Genomic DNA, 22,609 nt, shown 5'->3' with positions numbered 1-22,609 from the left:
GTTTACAACTTTTCGGCTACCAATTACAAATATTATCTTAAACATGCGCTACAGAAAAGCGGAACTTACAAATTGTTTAAAGAAAAGGTAAACGGCACTGAACTTAACCGCATCATTTTTGATAATGATTATAGCAGCGAGGCAAAATATATAGGATTTAACGGAAACAAGTTTAGCCTGGGCGGTGCTATTGGGAGCGCCGCCGATGCACCGGTGGATTATTATGAAAAACAATAATACTTATTTAGCCGCCTGATCCGTTTTTTACAGGTATATAATTCCTTCCATAACGATAACAGAAGATCCGCTTACCCAAATACCATCCTCCGAAACTTTAACATGAATTGATGAAGGGTGCTTAACCGCCGTACCCTGTAAAATCCGGTAATCCTGCTCCTGCTTAATATACCCTAACTTTTCCAGGTAACCGGCCAAAGGTCCGGCTGCTGTACCTGTTGCCGGATCCTCATCAATCCCGATACCGGGGTTAAAAAACCTTGTTTCGGCAACATACCCTGCATCCGGGTTATTTGTGGTAAACAGGTAGTAACCTTCAAAACCATATTTTTCAGAAGCCTGCTTTAAAAGCGCTTTATTGGGTACCGCATTTTGTAATGCCTCCACATCTTTTACCGGCACCATTAAATGCGCAACTTCTGTTTCAACTACGTTAATTTCCCAGCCGTTTAAATTTAAATCTTCGGATTTTAGCCCCACGGCTTTAGCAACCACATCAGCAGGTACTGTTCTGATCACTTTAGCCGGTTGTTGTTTCATCGCAACGTACGGGAGGCCAGCGTCTTCGGTCACCCGGAGCGGAATCCTCGTATCCTTTATTATTACCGATGGCGGCCCGACCTGGTGTTTAAAAATATCCCAGCCCTTTATTAAAGCCAGGCATACCGCGCCCAATAGGTTATGCCCGGCGCCAATTACTTCAAATTCTGCAGGGGTGAAAGAGCGTACCTTTAATGCATTTTCTGTTGTTGAATAGCTTACAAAAGAAGTTTCGGAATAGCCGAACTCTCTTGAAATAGCATGGTACTCGCTCAGTTCAAGTTCATCGTCGCTATAAACAACAGATAGTTGATTGCCTTTATATTTCTGATCTGTAAATACATCGAGCACGTAATAATTAAGTTTTTTCATTTTTATTTAATTAACCTGGTGCCAAAATTAAAACGGGATAGTTTATTTTTGTTATGGGTTAACTAAAGGTAACCGGTTACCTTTAGTTAACTATCAATTATTTACTATGGCCACTATCAACATAAACGGAACTATACAGGAAGCAAGCTGCGACCAGGAATTAGCTGCCATTAAAGACAGCCTGGAAATATTGGGCGGAAAATGGAAACTGAGGATCATGCGCCACCTGAATAACCGCTCGGCCGAGAAAAATACATTTAAAAAGCTCCAACGCGAAGTTGAAGGAATTTCGGCCAAAATGCTATCTAAAGAATTGCAGGACCTGGAAATGAACCTGCTTATTTCCAGAACGGTAATGGATACACGGCCTATCACCGTAAATTATTCTATTACCGATTACGGCCTGAGTGTTTTACCCGTTACCGACACATTGGTACAATGGGGATTAAACCATAGACAAAAGATCAAAGCCTGATGTTAGTATTAATATTAATACATTTTTAATAAACTACCCCAGCCATGCCAAAAGAAGAAGTATCCGATCTGCTCAGGTTCCTTTATGAATTTTCGCCGGAGGTAAGGGGGAAAGTATTGTGGCTGCGCGAATTTGTGTGGGATTTATACCCACAGGCCAACGAACTCATATACGATAATTATAATGCTTTGGCGTTCGGCTGGTCGCCTACGGAAAAGCTGGGGCATACCTTTTGTTCCATAGCGGTGTACCGCATCAATGAAGGTGTACACTTCGGCTTTTACTGGGGATCAGAACTTGCCGATCCGCAAAAACTTCTGTTGGGCAATGGTAGCCGATACAGGTATATATTTGTAAAAAATTTAGACGAATTTCCGCGCGATTATATCACTGCCCTGGTTGAGCAAGCCTGGGAAAACTCACTGGCAAAAATCAAAAACCCTAAAGACATTGTTGAGGGAAAAACCATTACCAAAATGGCATTGACAAAAAAAAGAGAAAAGAAGACGAAGAAGTAAATCACAACATACTTACTTTTCCACCAGGGCCAGCCAATCCAGTATCACTCTCCTGATCCCGGCTTCTTTGCTTTTCAAATCGTCCATATCCATTATATACACCAACCTCCGGCCATCGGCGTAATCGCCTTCTAATAATCCGCTTTTATCATTAACCTTTGCCCCGCCTGGGAAAACCAGCAGGATACGTTTATGCAGGTTCATCACAATAATGTATCTTTTATATTCCTTTGGGTTGAAGGGTTTCATCTCACCGGTATACAAAAAACTTGGCGCATTCCATTTTATTTCCTCGCCAATTTCCGGGTGGGTGCTCAAAACAATCTGCCGGATAGCTTCCACAATTTCGGCAACCGGCGCCTCCAGTTTTCGGATGTATTCTGTTACCTGTTCGGTGTTTGATTTGGGTGGTAATTTTGCCATGATTGTTTGCAGGTCTATCGGAAATCAAGTTAGGCATTTTTTCACGCAAAGACATTAAAACACAAAGCGGCTATCATTATCAGGAGGTAGCTATTGCCGGAATTCAATGGCGTATTGGTGCGAAACTCCCTGATATTTAAGGCAAATGCCAGGTTCTCTCTCTTCATTTTTAATTCATATTTCGCAATCAAAAAACGTATATCTTAGTTTAATATTTCGGGCCTCAATTGAGGCAAAATACACATGCATTTTCGTAACATTAAAGGGATTTGCATGTCTTTATATAAACATTATAACAATGGCTATTAATCTTCAAAAAGGACAAAAAATAGATATCGGACTGTCGAAAATGACAGTTGGTTTGGGCTGGAACCCCAACGAAGGCACAGGTTACGATTTCGACCTGGATGTATCGGCAATTATGATAGATGCCAACCGTTTTGTACCCCAGGATGAGTTCTTCGTTTTTTATAATAATGTCGACTCTCCAGATACCGCGGTTCACCATACCGGCGATGATCCATCGGGCGGTAACAGCGATGGCGGCGATGATGAATCCATGAATATCGATCTGACTAAGGTAGATCCCAAGATCCAGGAAATATTATTTGTGGTAACCATACACGAGGCGCAGGCCCGCAGGCAAAATTTTGGCCAGGTACGCGATTCTTATATCCGTATTATTGACGAGCAAACCGGCAGCGAAGTTTGCAAATACGAGTTAGGCGAGGATTTCTCTATCGAAACAGCCATCGAATTTGGCAGGTTATACCGCCGCAGCGGGGCCTGGAAATTTGAGGCATCGGGCGTGGGTTATAAAGAAGACCTGGCCTTCTTTTTAAGCAAATATTTTAAAGGACAGATCATTAAATAAGCAATACAATGGCAATAAATCTGGTAAAAGGTCAAACTATTGATCTTCGTAAAAATGATAAAGGCGAAAGCTTCGATCTGTCTTCGGTAACCATTGGTTTAGGTTGGGATGTAAGGCAAAACCACAATGGCGGCGGCTTTTTAGGCAAACTATTTGGTGGCGGCGGCGAAGAGGTGGAGTATGACCTTGATGCCATAGCCTTCCTGTTAGATAAAAATGGAAAGGTGGCAGATAGGGGCCGCACCTGGCAAAAGCCCAATGGCAATAAAGTAAGCTTATATGAAGGCGATGTGATTTACTTCAATTCCATGAGGCACCCATCAAACCATATCTGGCTTACCGGCGATAACCGTACCGGCGCGGGTGATGGCGACGATGAGCAGATCATCGTAAAACTTGATTCACTCGACCCAAAGTTCGACCGTATCCTGTTTATTGTAGCCATATACCAGGGGCAAAGGAACAGCCAGCACTTTGGCATGGTTGATAACGCGTTTATCCGCGCGGTAGACAATAGCGGCAAAGAGATAGCTAAATTCAGCCTATCAGGCGACGCCACCTATAACGGCATGTGTTCAATGAAATTTGCCGAGGTTTACCGCAAAGATGGCACCTGGAAATTCCGCGCAATTGGCGAGCCGTTTGCTACCGATAATTTTTTAGAGCTGTTGAAACAGTACTAAGTATGGAGTCGTTAGTCGATAGTTTTAAAAGGAAATGCTAAATTGCGGCTTTCGATTTAAGACTTTCGAACTAACGACTAACCTATGCCCTACCAACATTACTCCTTCGATCTCTGGCTTACATTGATCAAATCTAATCCCTATTTCAAGATCGAGCGGACCAAGATATTCCACCGGGATTTTAACCCGGCGGGTAAAAGTATCGATGAGGTTGCAAAAGCCTTCAGGCAGGTAGATTTGATGTGCAATGCCGTGAACGAAAATACCGGCAAAAACATTGATGCTGATGAGATGTACCTCATGGTAATCAGCCTTATTAATGATAACCAGTTAAGTCTTGCGGATATCGACACTGCCAAACTGTACCAGGATATGGAGAAGCTGCTGTTTTACTATATGCCTGTGGTATACTCATCTGTAACAATTCCAACGTTGCAGCATCTAAAACAACAAAGCGGCAGTACCTTTAGTTTATTAAGTAATACCGGCTTTATTAAGGGAGTAACATTGAGAAAAATACTGGCGGAATTAAAGATGAACGAATACTTTGATTTTCAGCTGTATTCTGATGAGGCAGGGATGTCGAAACCAAACCCGGCATTGTTTGATTTAATGTTACAGCATATAAAACAGAATAATAAAAATATCAATTTAAACAGCATCATCCACATAGGCGATAACCCTAAGGCTGATATTGAAGGCGCCAACGCGGCAGGCATAAAAAGTTTGCTTATCAACTCAAACAACCAATCCATTTTAAGCTTAATAAGTTAATGAACGCAACCTGGTCATTACATCATATTGATAACGCAACGCAATTTGGGTTTTGCCCGGATAGCTACAGCCGTTTTAAATTTGGCGATGAAGCTGTAGCCCGCGATTTTGGCACCGCTTTGGCAAATGGATTTATACAGCAAAGCCTGAGCATAAAACCCATCTCACAGCAAATTGTGGTGATATCAAGTCCGTACTCGTTTATCCCAACAGCTACTTTTGCTATGAAAACCTGGTTTGTGTACAGACTTAACCGCTGGCTGGCGCAACATGGCTACCCTGTAGTACAGGAAACCAAGGTGCACCGCACTATTACTTACAAAGAGGATTATGGCGAACTGGATGCAGAGCAAAGGATAAACCTCATCGGTAACGATTCGTTCCATATCGATAAGGGTTTTTTGACCAACAAAACGCTGATATTTCTGGATGATATCAAGATCACCGGCAGCCACGAGCGCATGATCATGAAAATGGTTGATGCCAACGGCTTAAATAATGACATCTATATGCTTTACTTTGCCGAACTGGTAAACAAAAACATCCATCCCAATATCGAAAACTTTTTGAACTATCACCAGGTAAAAACCATTTTTGATCTGGAGCCTATTATCCAAAGCGGTAACTTTTGCATCAATACCAGGATAGTAAAATATATCCTGAATTATAATTCTGATTGTTTCAGCATTTTTATACAAAACCAAACTGCGGATTTTGTAAACTTGCTGTATGATATGGCTTTGGGCAATGGCTACCATACTATTGACGCCTACGCCAAAAACCTTAACTTTATTACCGGCAACCTATTTATAAACAACAAAAATTTAATTAAACATGGCAATTAATTTGCAAAAAGGCCAGCGCGAAGCTATAAATGCCCCTAAATTTACCATAGGGCTGGGCTGGGATACCAATACTTCATCAACCGGCAGCGCATTTGATTTAGATGCTTCGGTATTTATTTTGGGCGATAACAAAAGGTTGGTGGCCGATGAATATTTTGTATTCTACAACAACCTTATATCTCCCGATGGATCAGTTGAGCATACCGGCGATAACCTTACCGGTGCCGGCGACGGTGACGATGAGCAAATCAAGGTAGATCTGTCAAAAGCAGATGCTAAAGTATTTGAGATCTGCATTGTGGTAACCATCCACGAGGCCGAGGCACGCAAACAAAACTTTGGCCAGGTTCGCAATTCCTTTATCCGGATTTTTGATGCAGCCACCAATACCGAAATTTTAAAATACGAGCTGGAAGAGGATTTCTCGATAGAAACCGCCGTTGAATTTGGCCGGATCTACAAAAAAGATAACAACTGGAAATTTGAAGCTGTTGGTGTTGGCATGAAAGGCGGCTTACAGGATTACTTAACCAAATACCAATAAAATTATGGCAATCAATCTTCAAAAGGGACAACGAATCAGTCTCGAAAAAAGTAACGGCAGTAAATTACAAAGTGTTTGTATAGGCATCAACTGGGGCGCTATCGAAAAGAAAGGCATGTTCGGTTTTGGTGCAACTAAAGAGGCCGTGGATCTGGATGCCAGCTGTGCGTTGTTTGATGAAAGCAAACGCCTGGTGGATGTGATCTATTTCGGTAACTTAAAATCAAAAGACGGTTCGGTAAAACACAGCGGCGATGACCTTACCGGCGATTTAAACGGTAATGACGGTTTGGATAATGAAGTGATCACGGTTGATCTTTCAGGCCTTCCTGCCTCAGTAACTTATGTGGCTTTTATGCTGAACAGTTTCCGCGGGCAGGATTTTGCGTCGATACCATTTGCATCTATCCGCATTTACGAAGGTACACCAACCCGCGTTAGCGAAGTATTTGCTACTTATGACATTGCCAACAGTAAGGATTTTGCAGGCCACGTGGCTATGGTATTGGGCGTATTTTACAAAAAGAACGCCGAATGGAAATTTAACGCAATAGGCGAACCAACGCGCGACCGCAAGCTGGAAGAAACCGTTAAAACAGTAACACAGAACTATTTATAGTGGGTGGTGAATAGTGGGTGGTGAGTTTTGCGGAATGTAAATCAAATCACTACTTACACCTCACCGCTGACCACTCACAATTCACTATCAAAAACTTAACAAAATGGAAGGCACACCCAATAACAACCCAATAAATATAACCCCGGTAAACCTGGACATTACTCCTGCCCCGGGCACTACCACCCCGGCAAAGCTGCTGGATAAAGAAGGGAATGTAGACCTGAGCAATATTTCATCTACCGAAGTTCAAAAATACAGCGAGGTGGCTAAAGCACTCGACCCGAAAGATGTTAACTCCATCCTGAATTACGGTACTGATGTGCAGGCTTCGATGGAGAAATACAGCAACAACTTTTTAACCTCGGTACGTACCTATAACTCGGGCGAGGTTGGTCTACTGATTAACGATCTGCTTACCGAGCTGAACTACATCGACGTAGATGAGCTGAACCAAAACGCGTTCACCTCCTTTATATCGCATATCCCTTTTGTTAAAAAACTGGTATTTGATACCAAAAAACTTTTCCAGAAGTACGATACCGTTATCAACAATATCGATAAGATCACCAATAAGATCAAGGCCGGGCGTGTAAATTCATTAAAGGATAACAGCTCGCTGCAAACCATGTTTGATAGCAATGTAACCTACATTCACCAGATGGAGGAACTTATTATATCGGGTCAGTTAAAGTACAATGAGCTGAACGAGCAGCTGGCACAAATGGATGCCAACCCATCGGCCTATAACGATTACGAAATTGCCGACCTGCGCGATTTTGTGAACCGCCTTGATAAACGCCTGGCCGATTTGAAAGTGGTGCGCTTTATCATGATGCAGTCGCTGGCACAAATCCGCATAGTGCAAAGCAATAATACCACCATTGCCGAAAAAGCACAATCTATCGTATCAACTACCATCCCGGTTTGGAAAAATCAGCTAACTATTGCCGTTGCCCTTAACAGGCAAAAGGAAAACGTGGAGATGCAGAAAAAGATCTCGGATACAACCAACACCATCCTGCAAAAAAATGCCGAGCTGCTTAAACAAAACAGCATTGACGTAGCCCGCGAGAACGAGAAAACGGTAGTATCATTAGATACCTTGAAACGCACCACTGCATCCCTGATAGAAACCCTTACCGAGGTAAAACGCATCCATGATGAAGGCACAGCTAACAGGAAGGTACTTAACACAGAGTTGCAAACGCTGGAAACAGAGTTGAAGAAGCATGTGACTAACGCTTAGGCGCCCGCTCACAAAAACCACGTTACGAGGCACGAAGCAGTGACGGGATTAATATTAATAAGGATTTTAAACCTCATCGCCTGTACCCACAGGCGATTTTGCTTTAAGGCACCTCTGCCAATTGGCAGAAGGTTTGGGCGAGGTTTCTTTTTTCGTAGTTTTGTACTTAGTACATGGATGAACACCGGTTAAATATTCTAAATCAAAGCAACAGAATGCTCAGTAAGCTGCAATTGCTTTCTGTGTATTTTGGCGACGATATTATTTATAAAATTTACCTGCGCAGCCAGGTGATCCATAAACTGTTTGAGAGCAACCCCGAACTGGATATCAACAAGCTCGACCTGTTTCACCTGCAATTTACCCAAAGTTTGATCGACCTGCTCCGCAAGATCAAGAAGAATAATGAGGGTAATATCAGCCTGCTGTTTGATGAGGTCCAGATCAATAAAGAAATGATTGAAAGGCTGAATGACCCTACCTATACGCAGGCTAATTTCAACCTCGAAAAGCAAAGGCAGGCCTTAAAAATCAATCTTTCACTACGCAAGCTGTTCCAGGTACTGTCTGACGATTCAACAGAAAACCCACTTTCAAAAAACATCAATTCCTTTAGTTCCAGGTTTGCTGCCGATTTTTTTTACACCATCAGTAACGACCTGGTTGAGGAGGTAACAGCATACGATATTAAGGATGTTTATAAAGATGAATATGCTACCATACAGCGCAAGCTGATGGGCGTATTGTGTAAATATGATTTTAAAACCGAATTTTATTGTGGATTAAAATCGGGCAGCCAGGTTATTGAGGTGTACAAGTTTATTGATGCCGACCGACATTTTTTATATTCCCCGTCAGATAGCCTGTTTGTGTTTTTTGATGTGGCCAAAATCGCCAACATCGATATGTCGACCAATCTTTCTAAAAAAGAACAATTGGTTTATGAGCTTAAGAACAAGAACGACAAGCTGGAAGGTAATGCAGCAGCTATGAAGGTGTACATGCCACCCGAGATAAAGAATTTGCTTGCCGATAATTATAAAAAGATCTCGGACATTAGTTTCCTTGACGACATTACCAATATTGATGTTCAGGCCAATATTTTAAAAAGTATGCTGAATACCGATTTAATTTAGTTTATTTAACATTAACAAAAATACATTCCCTGTTTAAATATGGATTTTTTACACACAATTTTAGGCCCCGACATTAAAGCGGGCCTGCTCGTAATATTAAACTTAATACTTATTGAGAGCCTGCTCTCTGTTGATAATGCGGCCGTACTGGCCACCATGGTACTTGATCTGCCAAAAGATCAGCGTAAAAAGGCGCTAAGGTATGGTATCATTGGCGCATATGTATTGCGTGGCGTATGCTTGTTTTTAGCAGCCTGGCTGGTGAAAATATGGTGGTTAAAACCTATTGGCGGGCTGTACCTTATATACCTTAGCTTTGATTATTTTAAAGGTAAAATACAAGCAGCAAATGCYGGTGGAGAAGAAGAAGAGGTGGATAAAAGCAAAAACTGGCTGTATAAATCAACAGTCGGCGTTTTCGGCGTTTTCTGGGCTACTGTGGCTTTGGTTGAGCTAATGGACCTTGCCTTTTCTATCGATAACGTTTTTGCTGCGGTAGCTTTTACCGATCATGTGGCATTAATCTATATCGGTGTATTCATCGGTATCCTGGCCATGCGTTTTGTGGCACAAGCCTTTGTTAAGCTGATGGAAAAATTCACTTTCCTGGAAACCGTTGCTTTTATTGTAATAGGTGTACTTGGTTTAAAACTGTCCTCGTCTTTATACATCCATTTTTACCCCGAAACCGGCTTTTCCAAAATGATGGAGGGTGAAGGCGCTGATATTTTCACCTCAATATTTACCGTAGCATTATTCATTATCCCTGTATTAACATCATTGCTGTTTAACTTTCCCAAACGCCACACCATTGAACCGGAAGTAGCTGAGGCCGCGGAGGATGTTTTAGATAAGCAATAAACAGTGGGCGGTTTTGAATCGGCAGTTTGCACAAGCCGGTTTGCAGTTAAAAAAGCTGAAGTTGTAAAAATTTAATTCCGCGCCAGGGCGTAAGAAAAAATAAGCAAATCATTTTGCGTCTTAGCGTCTTTGCGTGAAAACCCTCTTAGCTCAATGACATTTGGGAAAAGGAGAGGCAGGGGTTAAACCCGATGTATAAATTTAAAGCTGCATTATCGACTAATGACAAAATGAAATTTAACAAAATAATAGCCTCCATATTCGGCATAGGTTTTTTAAAGGGTGGCGGCACTTATGCGGCCATAGTTACCTGCGGAGCGATCTGGTTGTTGTGGCGGTGTGCAGCTCTTCAAAATCCGCTTTATTTACTGGCAAYCACTATTGTTATAACCCTATGGGGCGTTTATGTAAGCAATAAAGTTGAACCCGACTGGGGCGAAGACAGCTCGCGCGTGGTAATAGATGAAGTTGCCGGCATGCTTATTACAATGCTGTTCATCCCGCAAAACCTTTACTTTTTATTAGCGGGCCTGATATTATTTCGCTTTTTTGATATTGTAAAACCGTTGGGGATCCGTAAGATGGAAGCCCTCCCAAGTGGCACCGGTGTTATGATGGATGATGTGCTGGCCGGTGTTTACTCCAACATCTTGCTATGGGTTGGATATTTGATTTGGATGAAATTCCTATTGTAGGGAGCATGATTGCGTCTCCTACATGCAAGAAGCCATGTATATTTGCCCCGTACAGTCCGGGTCGCAAATATGCATCTCTACATTAAATACCCTCAGCTTTATTCGTAACGCAAAGCCTCAACCGGGTCGAGCTTGGCGGCCTTTTTGGCCGGGTAATAGCCGGATATCAGTCCGATAAAAGTACAAAGTACCACGGCGAATACGAGCCAGCCCCAGGGTATAGCAAACGTTCCGCTTATTTGAACCGCAATTACGTTACCTGCAGCCATGCCAAGTATAATGCCTGCCGCTCCACCCATTAGGCAGATTACAATGGCTTCAATTAAAAATTGCTTACGGATTACCGCTTGCGTGGCGCCAACAGCTTTACGTACTCCAATTTCGCGGGTACGCTCGGTAACAGACACCAGCATAATGTTCATGAGCCCTATTGCAGCACCTATTAGTGTAATAATACTAATGGTAAACCCACCAATTGTAATACCGGCTATCTGGCTTGAAAGTTGCTGCTGAACAGAATCACTTCGCGAGATCTCGAAATTAGTTTCATTAGCTACATTAAGGCTACGCACGTTCCTGAATAATGAGGTAGCCTCACCAATTGTTGCATCCAGGGCTCCGGGGCTATTTACTTTAATGGTAATAGTATATGATGCATTTTTATTGGTATCTATCTGTTTAGCCTTTAATATTGGAATGATGCAAAATTTATCTCCCCCAAATGAGCTTGAACCTTTTGAAGCAATTACCCCAACTATTTTATATTTATTGCCGCCAATAAAAACATTTTGGTTTACAGGATCGGTATGTTTAAAAAGTTTTTGTTTAATCTCATCGCCTATAAGCACCACGTTTGAGCCATGTTCCAGCTCGGAGGTTGAAAAATTACGGCCAAAGGATAGCTTTTTACCGCTGGTGGCCAGGTAGTTTTCGTTCGATCCGGAAACAGAAATATTCTGATTCGTTTTTTCGCTGCCAAATTTGGCTATCGCTATACCGGTAACATCCAAATTAACAGCAACTATTACAGGTAGCTTAAAGGTTTTTTTAAAGCGGTCGGCCTGGTCATAAGTAATGGATGGGTATACTTTACTGTGGCCCCCGCTTCCAAAATTTAAACCCTCGCCACGGTTTTGGATAGTAAACGAGTTGGCGCCCAGATCAGCAAAAGCATCATTAGTAAACTGCCTGATGCCCTCAATAGCGGTTAAAATACTCACCAGGGCCATAATGCCAATAGCAATAATTAACGCGGTAAGCGATGTACGCAGCCTGTTACCGGCAATGGACTGTAACGCTATAGAAATATTTTCTCTGAGAGAGGTTTTTACCGGCATGCTATCAAAATAAAAAACTTGACCATATGACTAAGCGCTATACCAATTTGTTACAGCATCAAAAATGTTTTTATTACGTTGGTAATATCAAATTCGCAAGCCAAATATCATTGAAATATCATTAAAACATTTGCTCAATAAATAATATATTAGTTCTATAAATACCGCCTTATGAAATTCTATATTGTATTGTTCGCATTTGCTGCTATCTGCCGTTTTTCTGGTTATGCACAAAATGGTAGCCCTTCTACCAAAATAAGACCTTTTGGCGCACCCAATAAATATGCTTTGGTGCTCGATTCGGCGGGGAAAACGTTGCCTTTTGATGAGTGGCACAGTAAACTGATAACCGGCGAATATAGCCTTGTTGGCAGGCAAGCCAATGAAACGGATACCTGTTTTGTTTTAAAAAAACTGTCGGAGCAGCAAATAGCCTCACTAATGGCTAATATGCCGTCGCCAACCACCGGCCCGTTTAAAAATGGCGAACAATCACTTGATCCTTTTACGGTTACCGATATTAATAAATTCAAACTTAAATCAAAGGATTGGGCGGGCAAAATTGTGGTATTAAACTTTTGGTTTATTGATTGTCCACCATGCAGGCAGGAGATTCCTGAACTAAATAAGCTTGTGGCCAAATATACCGATGATAAAAACATCGTTTTCATAGGTATTTGCCTGGATAGCAAAAGCGATATCGAAAAGTTTATAAAAGATACACCCTTTGCCTATCACCAGGTACCCGATGGCCGCGATTTTACAAACCCATTAGGAATTCACCAATACCCGCTTAATATGGTAGTTGATAAACAAGGTATCATCCAGTTAAACACCGTAGGTTACGGCCCTCACTGGGAAAAGTTTATTGATGAAGCGATAAGTAAGTGCAAGGATTTGTAAAATTCATGTGCAACAAAAAAGGCAACCGATTGGCTACCTTCAATTTTTTTTGTTCTTTTATTTTTCCGTGCTTATTCTTTTAGACCGCGAACGAAGTTCCGCAGCCGCAGGTGCTGGCGGCGTTGGGGTTGTTAAAAGTAAAACCACGCGCGTTTAAGCCATCCTGGAAATTGATTTGCATCCCCATCAGGTACATGCCGTGTGCTTTATGCATAAATACTTTTATGCCATCGATAATAAATTCCTGGTCGCCATCCTTTTTTTGATCGAAGCCTAAAACGTAGTTCATGCCCGAGCAGCCACCGCCTTCAACACCAACACGCAGGCCAAAGTCTTCACCTATCTCTTGCTGATCCCTCAATTTAACAAGTTCTTTAACGGCTCCTTCTGTAAAGGATACCGGGGCAATTTCAACAGCAGTACTCATCTTATTTTTATTTAACTATACAAATATAAGGTAAAATGTGGATTTTTACATCCACAGGTATTTTATGACTTCAGCTTAACATTTTAACAAAACATGCTAACACCGCTTTATTTACTTGATATTTTAAAATTTACCATTGCCGGAGCCGGCGTAGTATGGATAGCTTTTTACCTGTTTAAGCCCTACCTGGATAAACAAAGCCAACTACAAATACTGGAGCTTAAACGCAGCGCGGGCAACCAAACATTGCCCCTTCGTTTACAGGCTTATGAGCGGGTGGTTTTATTTATAGAGCGCATTAACCCTGCTAATATGCTTATCCGCCTTAATGTTGGCAGTTTATCAGCAGCCGAACTGCACATCATCGTTGTAAACGAGATCCGTAACGAGTTTCAGCATAACATTACCCAGCAAATTTATGTGAGCAGCCGGGTTTGGGCTGTACTAAAACGTGTTAAGGAAGATACCCTGAGCCTGGTGAACAATGCTGTAAAAGCCCTGCCAGAAAATTCAACCGGCATGGAGCTGAGTAAAACCGTGCTGATCCATTTGAGTCAGCTGGAAGATGATCCGTACGAAATAGCCGTCAACCTGGTTAGGCAGGATCTCGAAGAATTATTTTAAACGCAATGGCTAAAAAATTCAGCACCACATCGGGTATCGAAATCAAGGAGGTTTATACCGGGCCATCCAATATGGACGAACTGCCGGGCCAGTTCCCCTTTACACGCGGTATCCAAAAGGATATGTACCGGGGCAAAGCCTGGACCATGCGCCAATATGCCGGATTTTCAACAGCCGAAGAATCAAACAAACGTTACCATTACTTATTAAGCCAGGGCACAACCGGTTTATCCGTAGCGTTCGATCTGCCTACACAAATTGGTTACGACAGTGACCATGAACTATCAGAGGGCGAAGTTGGCAAGGTAGGCGTAGCCATAGATTCATTAGAAGATATCGAGATACTGTTCGATGGTATCCAGCTAAAGGATATTACCACCAGCATGACCATCAACGCCACCGCGCCTATATTACTGGCCATGTATATCGCCCTTGCCAAAAAACAAGGCGCCGATCTGCGGCAGATCTCGGGCACGGTACAAAACGATATATTAAAGGAATACGCCGCGCGCGGTACTTATATATACCCGCCTACCCCATCCATGCGCCTCATTACCGATGTATTTGAATACTGCAGCAACGAAGTACCCAAATGGAACACCATATCTATATCGGGCTACCACATCCGTGAGGCTGGTTCAACCGCGGTTCAGGAGCTGGCTTTTACTTTAGCTAATGGCAAGGCTTATTTAAAGGCAGCACTGGATAAGGGATTAGATATAAATGTATTTGCCAAACGTCTGTCTTTCTTTTTCAATTGCCATAATAATTTTTTCGAGGAGATAGCCAAGTTCAGGGCGGCAAGACGCATGTGGGCACATATTACCAGGGATTTGGGAGCAACCGATGCTGGGGCCCAAAAACTTCGTTTCCATACCCAAACAGGCGGCTCTACCTTAACAGCTCAGCAACCGCTTAATAATATCATACGCGTTAGCAACCAGGCGCTGGCAGCGGTATTGGGTGGCACGCAATCATTGCACACCAACGGCTATGATGAGGCATTGTCATTACCTACCGAAGCGGCGGCAAAAATAGCTTTGCGTACCCAACAGATCATCGCCTTTGAAAGCGGGGTAACTGACACGGTAGACCCACTGGCCGGGTCTTATTTTATAGAAGCCCTTACCAACGAGGTTGAAGCCGCAGCACAATTATACTTAGATAAAATAGATGCCATGGGTGGCGCAGTTAAGGCTATTGAGCAGGATTACATTCAGCAGGAAATAGCAGCATCGGCTTACCAATACCAGGTTGAAATAGAGAGCGGCGAAAAAGTTTTGGTGGGCGTAAATAAATTTACCCAGCAGGAGGATATTCATGCAAATGTGTTTAGGGTTGATGATTCCATCCGCATAATGCAAATGGAAAAAATTATAAAACTTAAAAACAAAAGAAATAACCAGGCTGTTAAAGACAATTTACAGCTATTAAAAGAGGCTGCTTTGGGCACTAAAAATTTAATGCCTTTTATAGTGTCTTCGGTTGAAAATTATGCTACCTTAGGGGAGATCGCTGATACCTTGCGCAGCGTTTTTGGGGAGTACTAATATTACAATGTGGCTTTTGAGACCGTGAGTATACTTTGCCGCATTTAATAAATATCAAATTTTAGTTTTATTTGGCACTAATCCGGTGCTTTAGTTTTTAGTGCGACGCAAACGGCTGAAATAGCCCAACAATTGCCAAAATTTTGGCGTATAAGTAACAAAGAAAAACGCTGTTTTTTTGGCGTTTTTCTTTGAAAAATCTAAAAKAAAATTATTTAATTAAAAAATTATAAAATTGCACTTTTTAACAAAAAACAATGCGTTATATACAATTTTTATATTTAAAAACAACTTTTGTTGATAACTTGAGAATTGTTAAAAAAGTGAAAATTTAATTTTTTTATACGTTTTTTTTGGCAATATTCGATGTTCCGTAGCAGTCCCAAAAGATGTTGGCTGAGGGATTGGAAATCAAATAATTACTTATATATACATGGAAAAAACTTGTACTAACGTTTGGAATAGCTGTCTTCAGATCATAAAGGACAACATACCGGCACAGAGCTTTAAAACCTGGTTCGAGCCGATAAAAGCCTTGAGAATGGAGGGGAGTGTATTGACCATACAAGTACCAAGTTTGTTTTTTTACGAATGGCTTGAAGAGCACTATGTGGGCTTACTGCGCAAAACAATAAAAAAACAATTAGGGGATGAAGGGCGTTTAGAGTATAATATTGTTGTTGAGCAATCATCATCAAGTAAACCCTATACAACTAATATGCCCTCGAACGGAAACGGCGCCGAGTCAAAGTATCAGTCAATGCCGATACCTATTTCAATCAATAAGGATATTAAAAATCCTTTTGTGATACCCGGCTTAAAAAAATTAAATGTAGATCCGCAACTGAACAGAAACTACACCTTCGAAAACTTTGTTGAGGGTGACTGTAACCGTTTGGCCCGTTCTGCAGGTTACGCTGTAGCCGCAAAACCGGGTGGAACTTCATTTAACCCTTTAATGATTTATGGTGGCGTAGGTTTAGGTAAAACACACCTTGCCCAGGCCATCGGTAACGAGATTAAGCGTTCGCTGCCCGATAAACTGGTACTTTATGTATCGTGCGAGAAATTCACACAACAATTTGTTGACGCACTGAAACATAATAACATTAACGATTTTGTGAACTTTTACCAGGCCATTGATGTACTCATTATGGATGATGTACATAACTTTGCCGGTAAAGAAAAAACGCAGGATTTCTTCTTCCACATTTTTAACCACCTGCATCAAAGCGGCAAACAACTGATCATCACATCAGACAAAGCCCCCAAGGACCTGGCTGGTTTGGAAGAAAGATTACTGTCAAGATTTAAATGGGGACTATCGGCCGATCTGCAGATCCCCGACCTGGAAACCCGTATGGCTATCCTGAAGAACAAGATCTACCAAGACGGCATCGAACTATCAAACGATGTTATTGAATATGTAGCCCATAACATTGATAACAATGTACGCGAACTGGAAGGCGCCATGGTTTCATTACTTGCACAATCAACCCTTAACCGCAAGGAAATAGACCTGAACCTGGCCAAACAAATGTTGAAAAACTTTGTGAAGAACTCATCCAAAGAAATTTCAATGGAGTATATCCAAAGCCTGGTTTGCGAGTACTTTGAAGTACCTATTGAAATGGTGAAATCACAAACCCGCAAGCGCGAAATTGTGCAGGCCCGCCAAATATCAATGTACCTGGCCAAAGCGCATACCAAAAGCTCATTAAAATCAATCGGCCATTTCTTTGGCGGTCGCGACCACTCTACTGTGATCTACGCCTGCCAAACAGTGGAGGATCTGATTGATACCGATAAGAAATTCAAAGGCTATGTTGCCGACATTCAGAAAAAGCTAAAAATGTCGTAACTGACCTAATAATCATATTGCTATGGGGCCTTGCATTTAATATGCAGGGCCTTTTTTGTGGGGCATGGGGTAGAATCTGGCTAAAAAAAGGTTGTAAACTAACCGGGGCTAAAACTCCCCTGTCGGGCCCACGTCCAACATCCCTCTCCAATTATCCCCATCCCCTCAAAAAACTACTCTTCGCCAAAAGCAAAATGCTGCCTTAGCTTCTCTTCTTCCAGGTCAAGCAGTTCCAGTTGTTGTTTAACAATATCGTCATTAACACTTTCCTTCTTGTTTAGCGTTTGCAACAACTGGCGTTGCTCGCGCATCAGGTGGGCCATAATTTCACGGTAATCTTTATAATAATCTTCGGCGCGTTTGGCGTTGTCGCCCAGTTCCCAATCTTTGAGCAATTCCATATCGGCATTTAACCTGATGTGGAGCGATTTTACCATGTCATTATTTTCTAATTGACTGGCGTAATTATCTGTTAATAACTGTAACGACAGGTGCGATAGTTTTTTACGGACCAACTGTTTTTGCTGTTCAAATGAGATGGTATAATCCGGATCGGGCATGTTTACCCACTTTACCAGCACAGGCAAGGTTAAGCCCTGCAATACCAGCGTAACCATAATAACCGAAAAGGTAATAAACAAAATTAGGTTACGCTGCGGAAACGCGACACCGGATTGCAGCACAACAGGCACACTCAGCGCAGCAGCGAGCGATACCACACCGCGCATGCCCGTCCACCCCAATAATAGCGGCGCTTTCCAACCCGGGCTTGGGTCGGCGGTTGTTATATAGCGGCTGATGAACATGGTAAAAATAGTGGCACCATAAGTACTTAGCAACCGGGTAACAATAAGTACTCCCGTAATAATGAGGCTGTATTCAATTGCAGGCCCTAAGCCATCTGTCCCCAGCGCTTTAATGATCACCGGGAACTCCAGCCCAATCAGCAAAAAAACAAAACCGTTGAGTACAAAGGCTACAGTCTCCCAAACGTTAATGCCCTGCAGTCTGCTGCGGTGGGTAAAAATTTCCTGGCGCCTGATTGATAGAAACAAGCCGCCGCTTACTACCGCCAGCACACCCGAAAAATGAAACTCTTCGGCGGCTATATACATGGCGTATGGGGTAATAAAAGTGAGGATAATATCAATATTGGTGGTAGTTGGCAGCCAGCGGTGAATGGCATAAAAAACCAAAGCAACTGCCAACCCGGTAACTATCCCCATTACAATAACCACAACAAAGCTGATAGCAGCCTGGCTAAATACAAAAGTTCCTGTAGTTATCGCGGCCAGTGCAAACCTAAAAATAACCAAACTGGATGCATCGTTCATCAGGCTCTCGCCCTCTACAATGGTAACGAAGCGTTTGGGTACTTTGATGTTTTTCAAAATATTGGTGGCCGATACCGCATCGGGCGGAGAAATAATACCGCCCAGCAGGAAGCCCGCCGCCAATGTAAAGCCAGGTATCACACTATGCGATACAAAAGCGATAACACAGGAAGTTACAATAACAATTAGAAAAGCAAAGCTGGAAATCACCCGGCGCCATTTCCAAAAATCTTTCCATGATGTGTTCCAGGCAGATTCATAAAGTAATGGCGGTAAAAATATCACGAAGATCAATTCGGGATCAATTTCTATACCGCGCAAAGCGGGTACAAAACCCAGTGGCAAACCCACCAGCACCAGTAGAATGGGATATGCAATTTTAATTTTTTGTGCCAGCATAACCACAAACAAAATAATGGCCAGCAGGCAGGTGTATTGAATAATAAGGTAATGCATAGGCAGATTGCTTGAAATACTAATTTACAATAATTACCCTAATGTAAAGATAAGTTGGTGCAGGGATCGGGCAGTAAAATCTTCATCCTTCGTTTACCGATTCAAAGTGCCGGTTAATCGATACTTAATTTTGAATATCCGCTTTTTGAAACATCTTTAAGCTTGATAGCTGCTTATTACACGTGTTATTAAACAGCCGCGAGCTTAGCTGCGCCAATCCACCATAATTAATTACGCTTATAAATGTTGGTTGCTTTAAAACCTAAAAAAAATCTTGCACTTATCGCATGTTTTTTACTTTCACTATTTTTTTGTCGCCAGGTACAAGCGCAAAGCCTGGGCGACCCGGTTGTTAAGATCACTTTTGGCTCAGGTACAGCTTCGCGGGCCGGGGCTTTATCGGCCGACTCGGGCACAACCACCTATGTTTACAGCAGCAGTGGCCAGATAGGCGAAAACTACTATACCATTACCAATCAAAGTAACACTACGGTACATGGTGGTTTTGTTACCAGCTATGACCATGACTATGAAACAACCGGCAATACCAACGGCTATATGATGGTGGTAAACGGCAACGTGCAGGCAGGCACAGTTTATACCCGTAAAATCACCAGCTTATGCGGTAACACACAATACCAGTTTGGCGTCTGGATTAAAAACGTTTTGGCATCTGGCGGAATATTGCCCAACATGGTTTTCCATATTTACGCTGCCGATGGGGTAACCGAACTTGGCACCGGCGTATCAACCGGTGATGTACCCACCGGCAATGTTTGGCATAACTATACCGCCAACTTTACCCTGCCTGCGGGTACCGGCGATGTAGTAATTAAACTGGTAAGCAATGCCAGCGGCACGCAGGGCAACGATTTCGCGGTTGATGATATTACCTTTAGTCCTTATGGTTCAACAGTTTCAGCTGTGTTTGCAGAATCAACCAGTGGTACAGAGACTACCTGTGCAGGCTCGGCACAAACTTATACCATAAAGGCCACCAGCACACTGGCCAGCGGCTATGTACAAAAACTACAAATATATACAAATGGCAGCTGGACCGACCTGAGCACCGCCGGTACTGCAACAAGCTACACCATCACCGCGCCCACCACCGCAGGCACGTATAAGTACCGGCTGGTTTCGGCTATAACAGATAATATCACCTCTGCCAATTGCGTGGTGGCATCTAATAACCTTACCTTAACGGTAACGCCGTCGCCGGTGGCCGCATTTACCGTGCCCGACCCTACCTGCCTGGGCACTGCCACCGTATTCACAGACGCTTCTGTTACTAACGGATCAACAATAACTTCATGGGCATGGAATTTTGGCGACGGGCAAACCTCGGGATTACAAAATCCCTCGCATACATATACCCAAACTGGCACTTATGTGGTTACGCTCACGGTAGCCAGCAATACCGGCTGTACACCATCAGTAATAACCAAAACCATCAATATCAGTGCGCTGCCGGTTGCGGCATTCAGTTTTTCAACACCCGATTGTTTAACAAAAGCAGTTACTATTACAGACCAGTCCACTACCGGTACCGGAACCATCACCAGCTGGCTTTGGAACTATGGCGACGGCACAACTGAAACCAAAACCAGCAGCACAGCATTTGAGCATCTGTATAGTACCGCCGGTACTTATAGTATAAAGCTTACCATAACCAATTCGGGCGGCTGTACGGCCACCATTACCAAAAGCATCACCATAAATCCATTACCGGTTGCTGCATTCACCATGCCCGATGTTTGCCTGGCCGATGCATCGGCCATCTTTACAGATAACAGCACCATTGCCGATAATACAACCAGCGGCTTTACCTATTTATGGAATTTTGGCGATGTAAATGCAACAACCGCCAACCCCAATACATCCACACTAAAAAACCCATCGCATAAATACACCCAGGCGGCGGTATACCAGGTAACGCTTACCGTAACATCCGCAAGTGGCTGTACATCTGCCATAACCCAACGTTTCACTGTTAACGGATCAATACCTGTTGCCTCATTCACGATGGCAAACTCATCAGCACTTTGCAGCGATCAACAGGTTACATTCACCAATACATCAACAGTAGATTTTGGCAGCATCACCAAAATTGAGTGGTACTATGATTATGGGAACAATCCAATTACCGTAGTTACAGACGAAAGCCCAACTTATGGCAAGCTATATTACCATACTTATGCCGCATTCCATACCCCGGCAACGCAAAACTACCAGGTGAGAATGATAGCTTATTCGGGCGGCAGCTGCGTATCCATAATGGATAAAACCATCACTTTACTGGCGGTGCCCGAGTTAACTTTCACCGCACCATCGGCCGTGTGTATCAATGGAGGCACAGTGCAATTGGCGGCTCAGGAAATTGCCGGTGTAGCTGGTACAGGTATTTATACGGGCACTGGTGTAAGCAGCACCGGTTTGTTTGATCCTGCCACCTCAGGGGCTGGTACATTTACCATCAATTATGTTTATACCGCTACAAACACTTGCCCGGCTACCGCCAGCCAAACCATTACGGTTAATCCCATACCGGTTATTACCGTAGGCCCAGATATTACAGTACTTTCTGGCGGCAGCGCGCACCTGCCGGCAACAGCCAGTGGCAACGGCCTTACTTATTCGTGGACACCGGCAATTTACCTGGATGATGCAACCGCATTAAACCCAACCGTTACTCCCCTGCAGGATACCACTTATACCCTCACAGTAAGCAACAGCGCAGGGTGCACGGTAAGCGGACAGCTAAAAGTTTTTGTGTTGCAGGGACCGGTAATACCAAACGCTTTTTCGCCCAATGGCGATGGTGTTAACGACCAATGGAACATTAAATACCTGGATACCTATGCCAATTGTACCGTTGATGTTTATAACCGCTATGGAGCCAAATTATTTGCATCCGTGGGGTATACTGTCCCCTGGGATGGCACCTACAAAGGCTCGGCGATACCGGGTGGGGTATACTATTATATAATCAACCCAAAACATGGCCGAAGCACTTTGTCGGGTTCGCTGACAATAATCCGATGATAACAGTCAGGGTATCGGGGCATATGCGATAAATAAGATATCTAACCGGGTTTAAAAAAGTAAAGGACAACATAAACGCTGTCCTTTACTTCAATCAATAACTTACATGCATTAAAATGCGCTAAATTAATAGCCTGTGTTTTGTTTCAGGTTATTATTTTTTTCTATTTCTGTTCTTGGTAATTTTTTGATTATCCAACTAAAGTGTTATTCCTTTGTTAAAATAAACC

At 42.8% G+C, this 22,609-nt stretch carries 24 protein-coding genes; 18 read left to right on the top strand and 6 right to left on the bottom strand.

Annotated elements, in window-relative coordinates; all coding sequences use genetic code 11:
- On the top strand, positions 1 to 237 hold a 237-nt coding region (locus AC1DPZ_RS02820; RefSeq protein WP_477401116.1), incomplete at its 5' end, for a hypothetical protein.
- Between the two features lie 27 nt (positions 238 to 264).
- Here AC1DPZ_RS02820 and AC1DPZ_RS02815 read toward each other — a convergent pair.
- Positions 265 to 1,149: a PhzF family phenazine biosynthesis protein gene (locus tag AC1DPZ_RS02815; RefSeq protein WP_477401115.1), complete on the bottom strand. Its 885-nt coding sequence runs from the start codon at positions 1,147 to 1,149 to the stop codon at positions 265 to 267.
- Between the two features lie 106 nt (positions 1,150 to 1,255).
- Here AC1DPZ_RS02815 and AC1DPZ_RS02810 point away from each other — a divergent pair, with 106 nt between their 5' ends.
- Together AC1DPZ_RS02810 and AC1DPZ_RS02805 are read left to right on the top strand one after the other, a co-directional pair.
- Entirely contained in the window at positions 1,256 to 1,624 is a 369-nt protein-coding gene (locus AC1DPZ_RS02810) for a winged helix-turn-helix transcriptional regulator (protein ID WP_477401113.1), read from the top strand.
- Between the two features lie 44 nt (positions 1,625 to 1,668).
- A complete protein-coding gene (locus AC1DPZ_RS02805) occupies positions 1,669 to 2,142 on the top strand; it encodes a hypothetical protein (RefSeq protein WP_477401111.1) in 474 nt (157 codons plus the stop codon).
- 12 nt (positions 2,143 to 2,154) lie between these two features.
- Here AC1DPZ_RS02805 and AC1DPZ_RS02800 read toward each other — a convergent pair whose 3' ends face one another.
- Together AC1DPZ_RS02800 and AC1DPZ_RS02795 are read right to left on the bottom strand one after the other, a co-directional pair.
- Positions 2,155 to 2,565 carry a DUF1801 domain-containing protein gene (locus AC1DPZ_RS02800; protein ID WP_477401109.1) on the bottom strand — a complete coding sequence of 137 codons (411 nt, stop codon included), beginning with the start codon at positions 2,563 to 2,565 and terminating at the stop codon, positions 2,155 to 2,157.
- A gap of 41 nt (positions 2,566 to 2,606) precedes the next feature.
- Entirely contained in the window at positions 2,607 to 2,732 is a 126-nt protein-coding gene (locus AC1DPZ_RS02795; protein WP_477401108.1) for a hypothetical protein, read from the bottom strand.
- A 131-nt stretch (positions 2,733 to 2,863) separates the two neighbouring features.
- Between AC1DPZ_RS02795 and AC1DPZ_RS02790 the strand changes: the two genes are divergently transcribed.
- The 10 genes from AC1DPZ_RS02790 to AC1DPZ_RS02745 all read left to right on the top strand — a co-directional run bounded on the left by AC1DPZ_RS02790 (position 2,864) and on the right by AC1DPZ_RS02745 (position 10,842).
- Positions 2,864 to 3,439 (top strand): TerD family protein, encoded by a 576-nt coding sequence (locus AC1DPZ_RS02790; RefSeq protein WP_477401106.1) that lies wholly within the window; start codon positions 2,864 to 2,866, stop codon positions 3,437 to 3,439.
- A gap of 8 nt (positions 3,440 to 3,447) precedes the next feature.
- Complete coding sequence (locus AC1DPZ_RS02785; protein ID WP_477401105.1) at positions 3,448 to 4,122, top strand: TerD family protein; 675 nt, start codon at positions 3,448 to 3,450, stop codon at positions 4,120 to 4,122.
- Between the two features lie 84 nt (positions 4,123 to 4,206).
- Positions 4,207 to 4,896, top strand: coding sequence for an HAD family hydrolase (locus AC1DPZ_RS02780; RefSeq protein ID WP_477401103.1), 690 nt, complete (start codon positions 4,207 to 4,209; stop codon positions 4,894 to 4,896).
- Positions 4,896 to 5,741, top strand: a complete 846-nt coding sequence (locus AC1DPZ_RS02775; RefSeq protein WP_477401102.1) for a phosphoribosyltransferase family protein — start codon at positions 4,896 to 4,898, stop codon at positions 5,739 to 5,741. The genes AC1DPZ_RS02780 and AC1DPZ_RS02775 overlap by 1 nt, the downstream gene beginning before the upstream one ends.
- Positions 5,731 to 6,285, top strand: a complete 555-nt coding sequence (locus AC1DPZ_RS02770; RefSeq protein WP_477401100.1) for a TerD family protein — start codon at positions 5,731 to 5,733, stop codon at positions 6,283 to 6,285. Before AC1DPZ_RS02775 ends, AC1DPZ_RS02770 begins: the two co-directional genes overlap by 11 nt.
- Before the next feature lie 4 nt (positions 6,286 to 6,289).
- The gene (locus AC1DPZ_RS02765; protein ID WP_477401099.1) at positions 6,290 to 6,904 is read left to right on the top strand and encodes a TerD family protein; all 615 of its coding nucleotides are present in this window, start codon (positions 6,290 to 6,292) and stop codon (positions 6,902 to 6,904) included.
- A gap of 103 nt (positions 6,905 to 7,007) precedes the next feature.
- On the top strand, positions 7,008 to 8,150 hold the full coding sequence (locus AC1DPZ_RS02760; RefSeq protein WP_477401098.1) for a toxic anion resistance protein: 1,143 nt from the start codon (positions 7,008 to 7,010) through the stop codon (positions 8,148 to 8,150).
- A 215-nt stretch (positions 8,151 to 8,365) separates the two neighbouring features.
- A complete protein-coding gene (locus tag AC1DPZ_RS02755; protein ID WP_477401096.1) occupies positions 8,366 to 9,286 on the top strand; it encodes a hypothetical protein in 921 nt (306 codons plus the stop codon).
- 39 nt (positions 9,287 to 9,325) lie between these two features.
- Positions 9,326 to 10,147: a TerC family protein gene (locus AC1DPZ_RS02750; protein ID WP_477401095.1), complete on the top strand. Its 822-nt coding sequence runs from the start codon at positions 9,326 to 9,328 to the stop codon at positions 10,145 to 10,147.
- A 230-nt stretch (positions 10,148 to 10,377) separates the two neighbouring features.
- Positions 10,378 to 10,842, top strand: coding sequence for a phosphatidylglycerophosphatase A family protein (locus AC1DPZ_RS02745; RefSeq protein ID WP_477401093.1), 465 nt, complete (start codon positions 10,378 to 10,380; stop codon positions 10,840 to 10,842).
- A 98-nt stretch (positions 10,843 to 10,940) separates the two neighbouring features.
- Here AC1DPZ_RS02745 and AC1DPZ_RS02740 read toward each other — a convergent pair whose 3' ends face one another.
- The gene (locus AC1DPZ_RS02740; RefSeq protein ID WP_477401092.1) at positions 10,941 to 12,179 is read right to left on the bottom strand and encodes an ABC transporter permease; all 1,239 of its coding nucleotides are present in this window, start codon (positions 12,177 to 12,179) and stop codon (positions 10,941 to 10,943) included.
- Positions 12,180 to 12,350: 171 nt separating this feature from the next.
- Here AC1DPZ_RS02740 and AC1DPZ_RS02735 point away from each other — a divergent pair, with 171 nt between their 5' ends.
- Positions 12,351 to 13,082 (top strand): TlpA family protein disulfide reductase, encoded by a 732-nt coding sequence (locus AC1DPZ_RS02735; RefSeq protein WP_477401090.1) that lies wholly within the window; start codon positions 12,351 to 12,353, stop codon positions 13,080 to 13,082.
- Positions 13,083 to 13,161: 79 nt separating this feature from the next.
- Here the strand turns inward: AC1DPZ_RS02735 and AC1DPZ_RS02730 are convergent, their stop codons facing one another.
- Positions 13,162 to 13,509 carry a HesB/IscA family protein gene (locus AC1DPZ_RS02730; RefSeq protein WP_477401089.1) on the bottom strand — a complete coding sequence of 116 codons (348 nt, stop codon included), beginning with the start codon at positions 13,507 to 13,509 and terminating at the stop codon, positions 13,162 to 13,164.
- Positions 13,510 to 13,602: 93 nt separating this feature from the next.
- Between AC1DPZ_RS02730 and AC1DPZ_RS02725 the strand changes: the two genes are divergently transcribed.
- The 3 genes from AC1DPZ_RS02725 (at position 13,603) to dnaA (ending at position 17,544) form a co-directional block, all read left to right on the top strand.
- Complete coding sequence (locus tag AC1DPZ_RS02725; RefSeq protein WP_477401088.1) at positions 13,603 to 14,133, top strand: DUF7935 family protein; 531 nt, start codon at positions 13,603 to 13,605, stop codon at positions 14,131 to 14,133.
- A gap of 5 nt (positions 14,134 to 14,138) precedes the next feature.
- Positions 14,139 to 15,683 (top strand): acyl-CoA mutase large subunit family protein, encoded by a 1,545-nt coding sequence (locus AC1DPZ_RS02720; RefSeq protein ID WP_477401087.1) that lies wholly within the window; start codon positions 14,139 to 14,141, stop codon positions 15,681 to 15,683.
- 433 nt (positions 15,684 to 16,116) lie between these two features.
- Positions 16,117 to 17,544 (top strand): chromosomal replication initiator protein DnaA, encoded by a 1,428-nt coding sequence (gene dnaA / locus AC1DPZ_RS02715; RefSeq protein WP_091150538.1) that lies wholly within the window; start codon positions 16,117 to 16,119, stop codon positions 17,542 to 17,544.
- A gap of 173 nt (positions 17,545 to 17,717) precedes the next feature.
- On the opposite strand, the gene AC1DPZ_RS02710 is transcribed toward dnaA, so the two are convergent.
- Positions 17,718 to 19,334, bottom strand: a complete 1,617-nt coding sequence (locus AC1DPZ_RS02710) for a Na+/H+ antiporter (RefSeq protein ID WP_477401085.1) — start codon at positions 19,332 to 19,334, stop codon at positions 17,718 to 17,720.
- A gap of 243 nt (positions 19,335 to 19,577) precedes the next feature.
- On the opposite strand from AC1DPZ_RS02710, the gene AC1DPZ_RS02705 reads away from it, so the two are divergent.
- The gene (locus AC1DPZ_RS02705) at positions 19,578 to 22,379 is read left to right on the top strand and encodes a PKD domain-containing protein (protein ID WP_477401084.1); all 2,802 of its coding nucleotides are present in this window, start codon (positions 19,578 to 19,580) and stop codon (positions 22,377 to 22,379) included.
- Positions 22,380 to 22,609: the final 230 nt, after the last annotated feature.

This window comes from Mucilaginibacter sp. P4_G9, assembly GCF_056400985.1.
This window is presented reverse-complemented; position numbering and strand designations above follow the sequence as displayed.

What these genes read in the sequence shown, in the direction of transcription:
- AC1DPZ_RS02815 (WP_477401115.1), bottom strand. Translation starts at nt 1,149, where the DNA reads ATGAAAAAACTTAATTATTACGTGCTCGATGTATTTACAGATCAGAAA.
- AC1DPZ_RS02810 (WP_477401113.1), top strand. Translation starts at nt 1,256, where the DNA reads ATGGCCACTATCAACATAAACGGAACTATACAGGAAGCAAGCTGCGAC.
- AC1DPZ_RS02805 (WP_477401111.1), top strand. Translation starts at nt 1,669, where the DNA reads ATGCCAAAAGAAGAAGTATCCGATCTGCTCAGGTTCCTTTATGAATTT.
- AC1DPZ_RS02800 (WP_477401109.1), bottom strand. Translation starts at nt 2,565, where the DNA reads ATGGCAAAATTACCACCCAAATCAAACACCGAACAGGTAACAGAATAC.
- AC1DPZ_RS02795 (WP_477401108.1), bottom strand. Translation starts at nt 2,732, where the DNA reads ATGAAGAGAGAGAACCTGGCATTTGCCTTAAATATCAGGGAGTTTCGC.
- AC1DPZ_RS02790 (WP_477401106.1), top strand. Translation starts at nt 2,864, where the DNA reads ATGGCTATTAATCTTCAAAAAGGACAAAAAATAGATATCGGACTGTCG.
- AC1DPZ_RS02785 (WP_477401105.1), top strand. Translation starts at nt 3,448, where the DNA reads ATGGCAATAAATCTGGTAAAAGGTCAAACTATTGATCTTCGTAAAAAT.
- AC1DPZ_RS02780 (WP_477401103.1), top strand. Translation starts at nt 4,207, where the DNA reads ATGCCCTACCAACATTACTCCTTCGATCTCTGGCTTACATTGATCAAA.
- AC1DPZ_RS02775 (WP_477401102.1), top strand. Translation starts at nt 4,896, where the DNA reads ATGAACGCAACCTGGTCATTACATCATATTGATAACGCAACGCAATTT.
- AC1DPZ_RS02770 (WP_477401100.1), top strand. Translation starts at nt 5,731, where the DNA reads ATGGCAATTAATTTGCAAAAAGGCCAGCGCGAAGCTATAAATGCCCCT.
- AC1DPZ_RS02765 (WP_477401099.1), top strand. Translation starts at nt 6,290, where the DNA reads ATGGCAATCAATCTTCAAAAGGGACAACGAATCAGTCTCGAAAAAAGT.
- AC1DPZ_RS02760 (WP_477401098.1), top strand. Translation starts at nt 7,008, where the DNA reads ATGGAAGGCACACCCAATAACAACCCAATAAATATAACCCCGGTAAAC.
- AC1DPZ_RS02755 (WP_477401096.1), top strand. Translation starts at nt 8,366, where the DNA reads ATGCTCAGTAAGCTGCAATTGCTTTCTGTGTATTTTGGCGACGATATT.
- AC1DPZ_RS02740 (WP_477401092.1), bottom strand. Translation starts at nt 12,179, where the DNA reads ATGCCGGTAAAAACCTCTCTCAGAGAAAATATTTCTATAGCGTTACAG.
- AC1DPZ_RS02735 (WP_477401090.1), top strand. Translation starts at nt 12,351, where the DNA reads ATGAAATTCTATATTGTATTGTTCGCATTTGCTGCTATCTGCCGTTTT.
- AC1DPZ_RS02730 (WP_477401089.1), bottom strand. Translation starts at nt 13,509, where the DNA reads ATGAGTACTGCTGTTGAAATTGCCCCGGTATCCTTTACAGAAGGAGCC.
- AC1DPZ_RS02725 (WP_477401088.1), top strand. Translation starts at nt 13,603, where the DNA reads ATGCTAACACCGCTTTATTTACTTGATATTTTAAAATTTACCATTGCC.
- AC1DPZ_RS02720 (WP_477401087.1), top strand. Translation starts at nt 14,139, where the DNA reads ATGGCTAAAAAATTCAGCACCACATCGGGTATCGAAATCAAGGAGGTT.
- dnaA (WP_091150538.1), top strand. Translation starts at nt 16,117, where the DNA reads ATGGAAAAAACTTGTACTAACGTTTGGAATAGCTGTCTTCAGATCATA.
- AC1DPZ_RS02710 (WP_477401085.1), bottom strand. Translation starts at nt 19,334, where the DNA reads ATGCATTACCTTATTATTCAATACACCTGCCTGCTGGCCATTATTTTG.
- AC1DPZ_RS02705 (WP_477401084.1), top strand. Translation starts at nt 19,578, where the DNA reads ATGTTGGTTGCTTTAAAACCTAAAAAAAATCTTGCACTTATCGCATGT.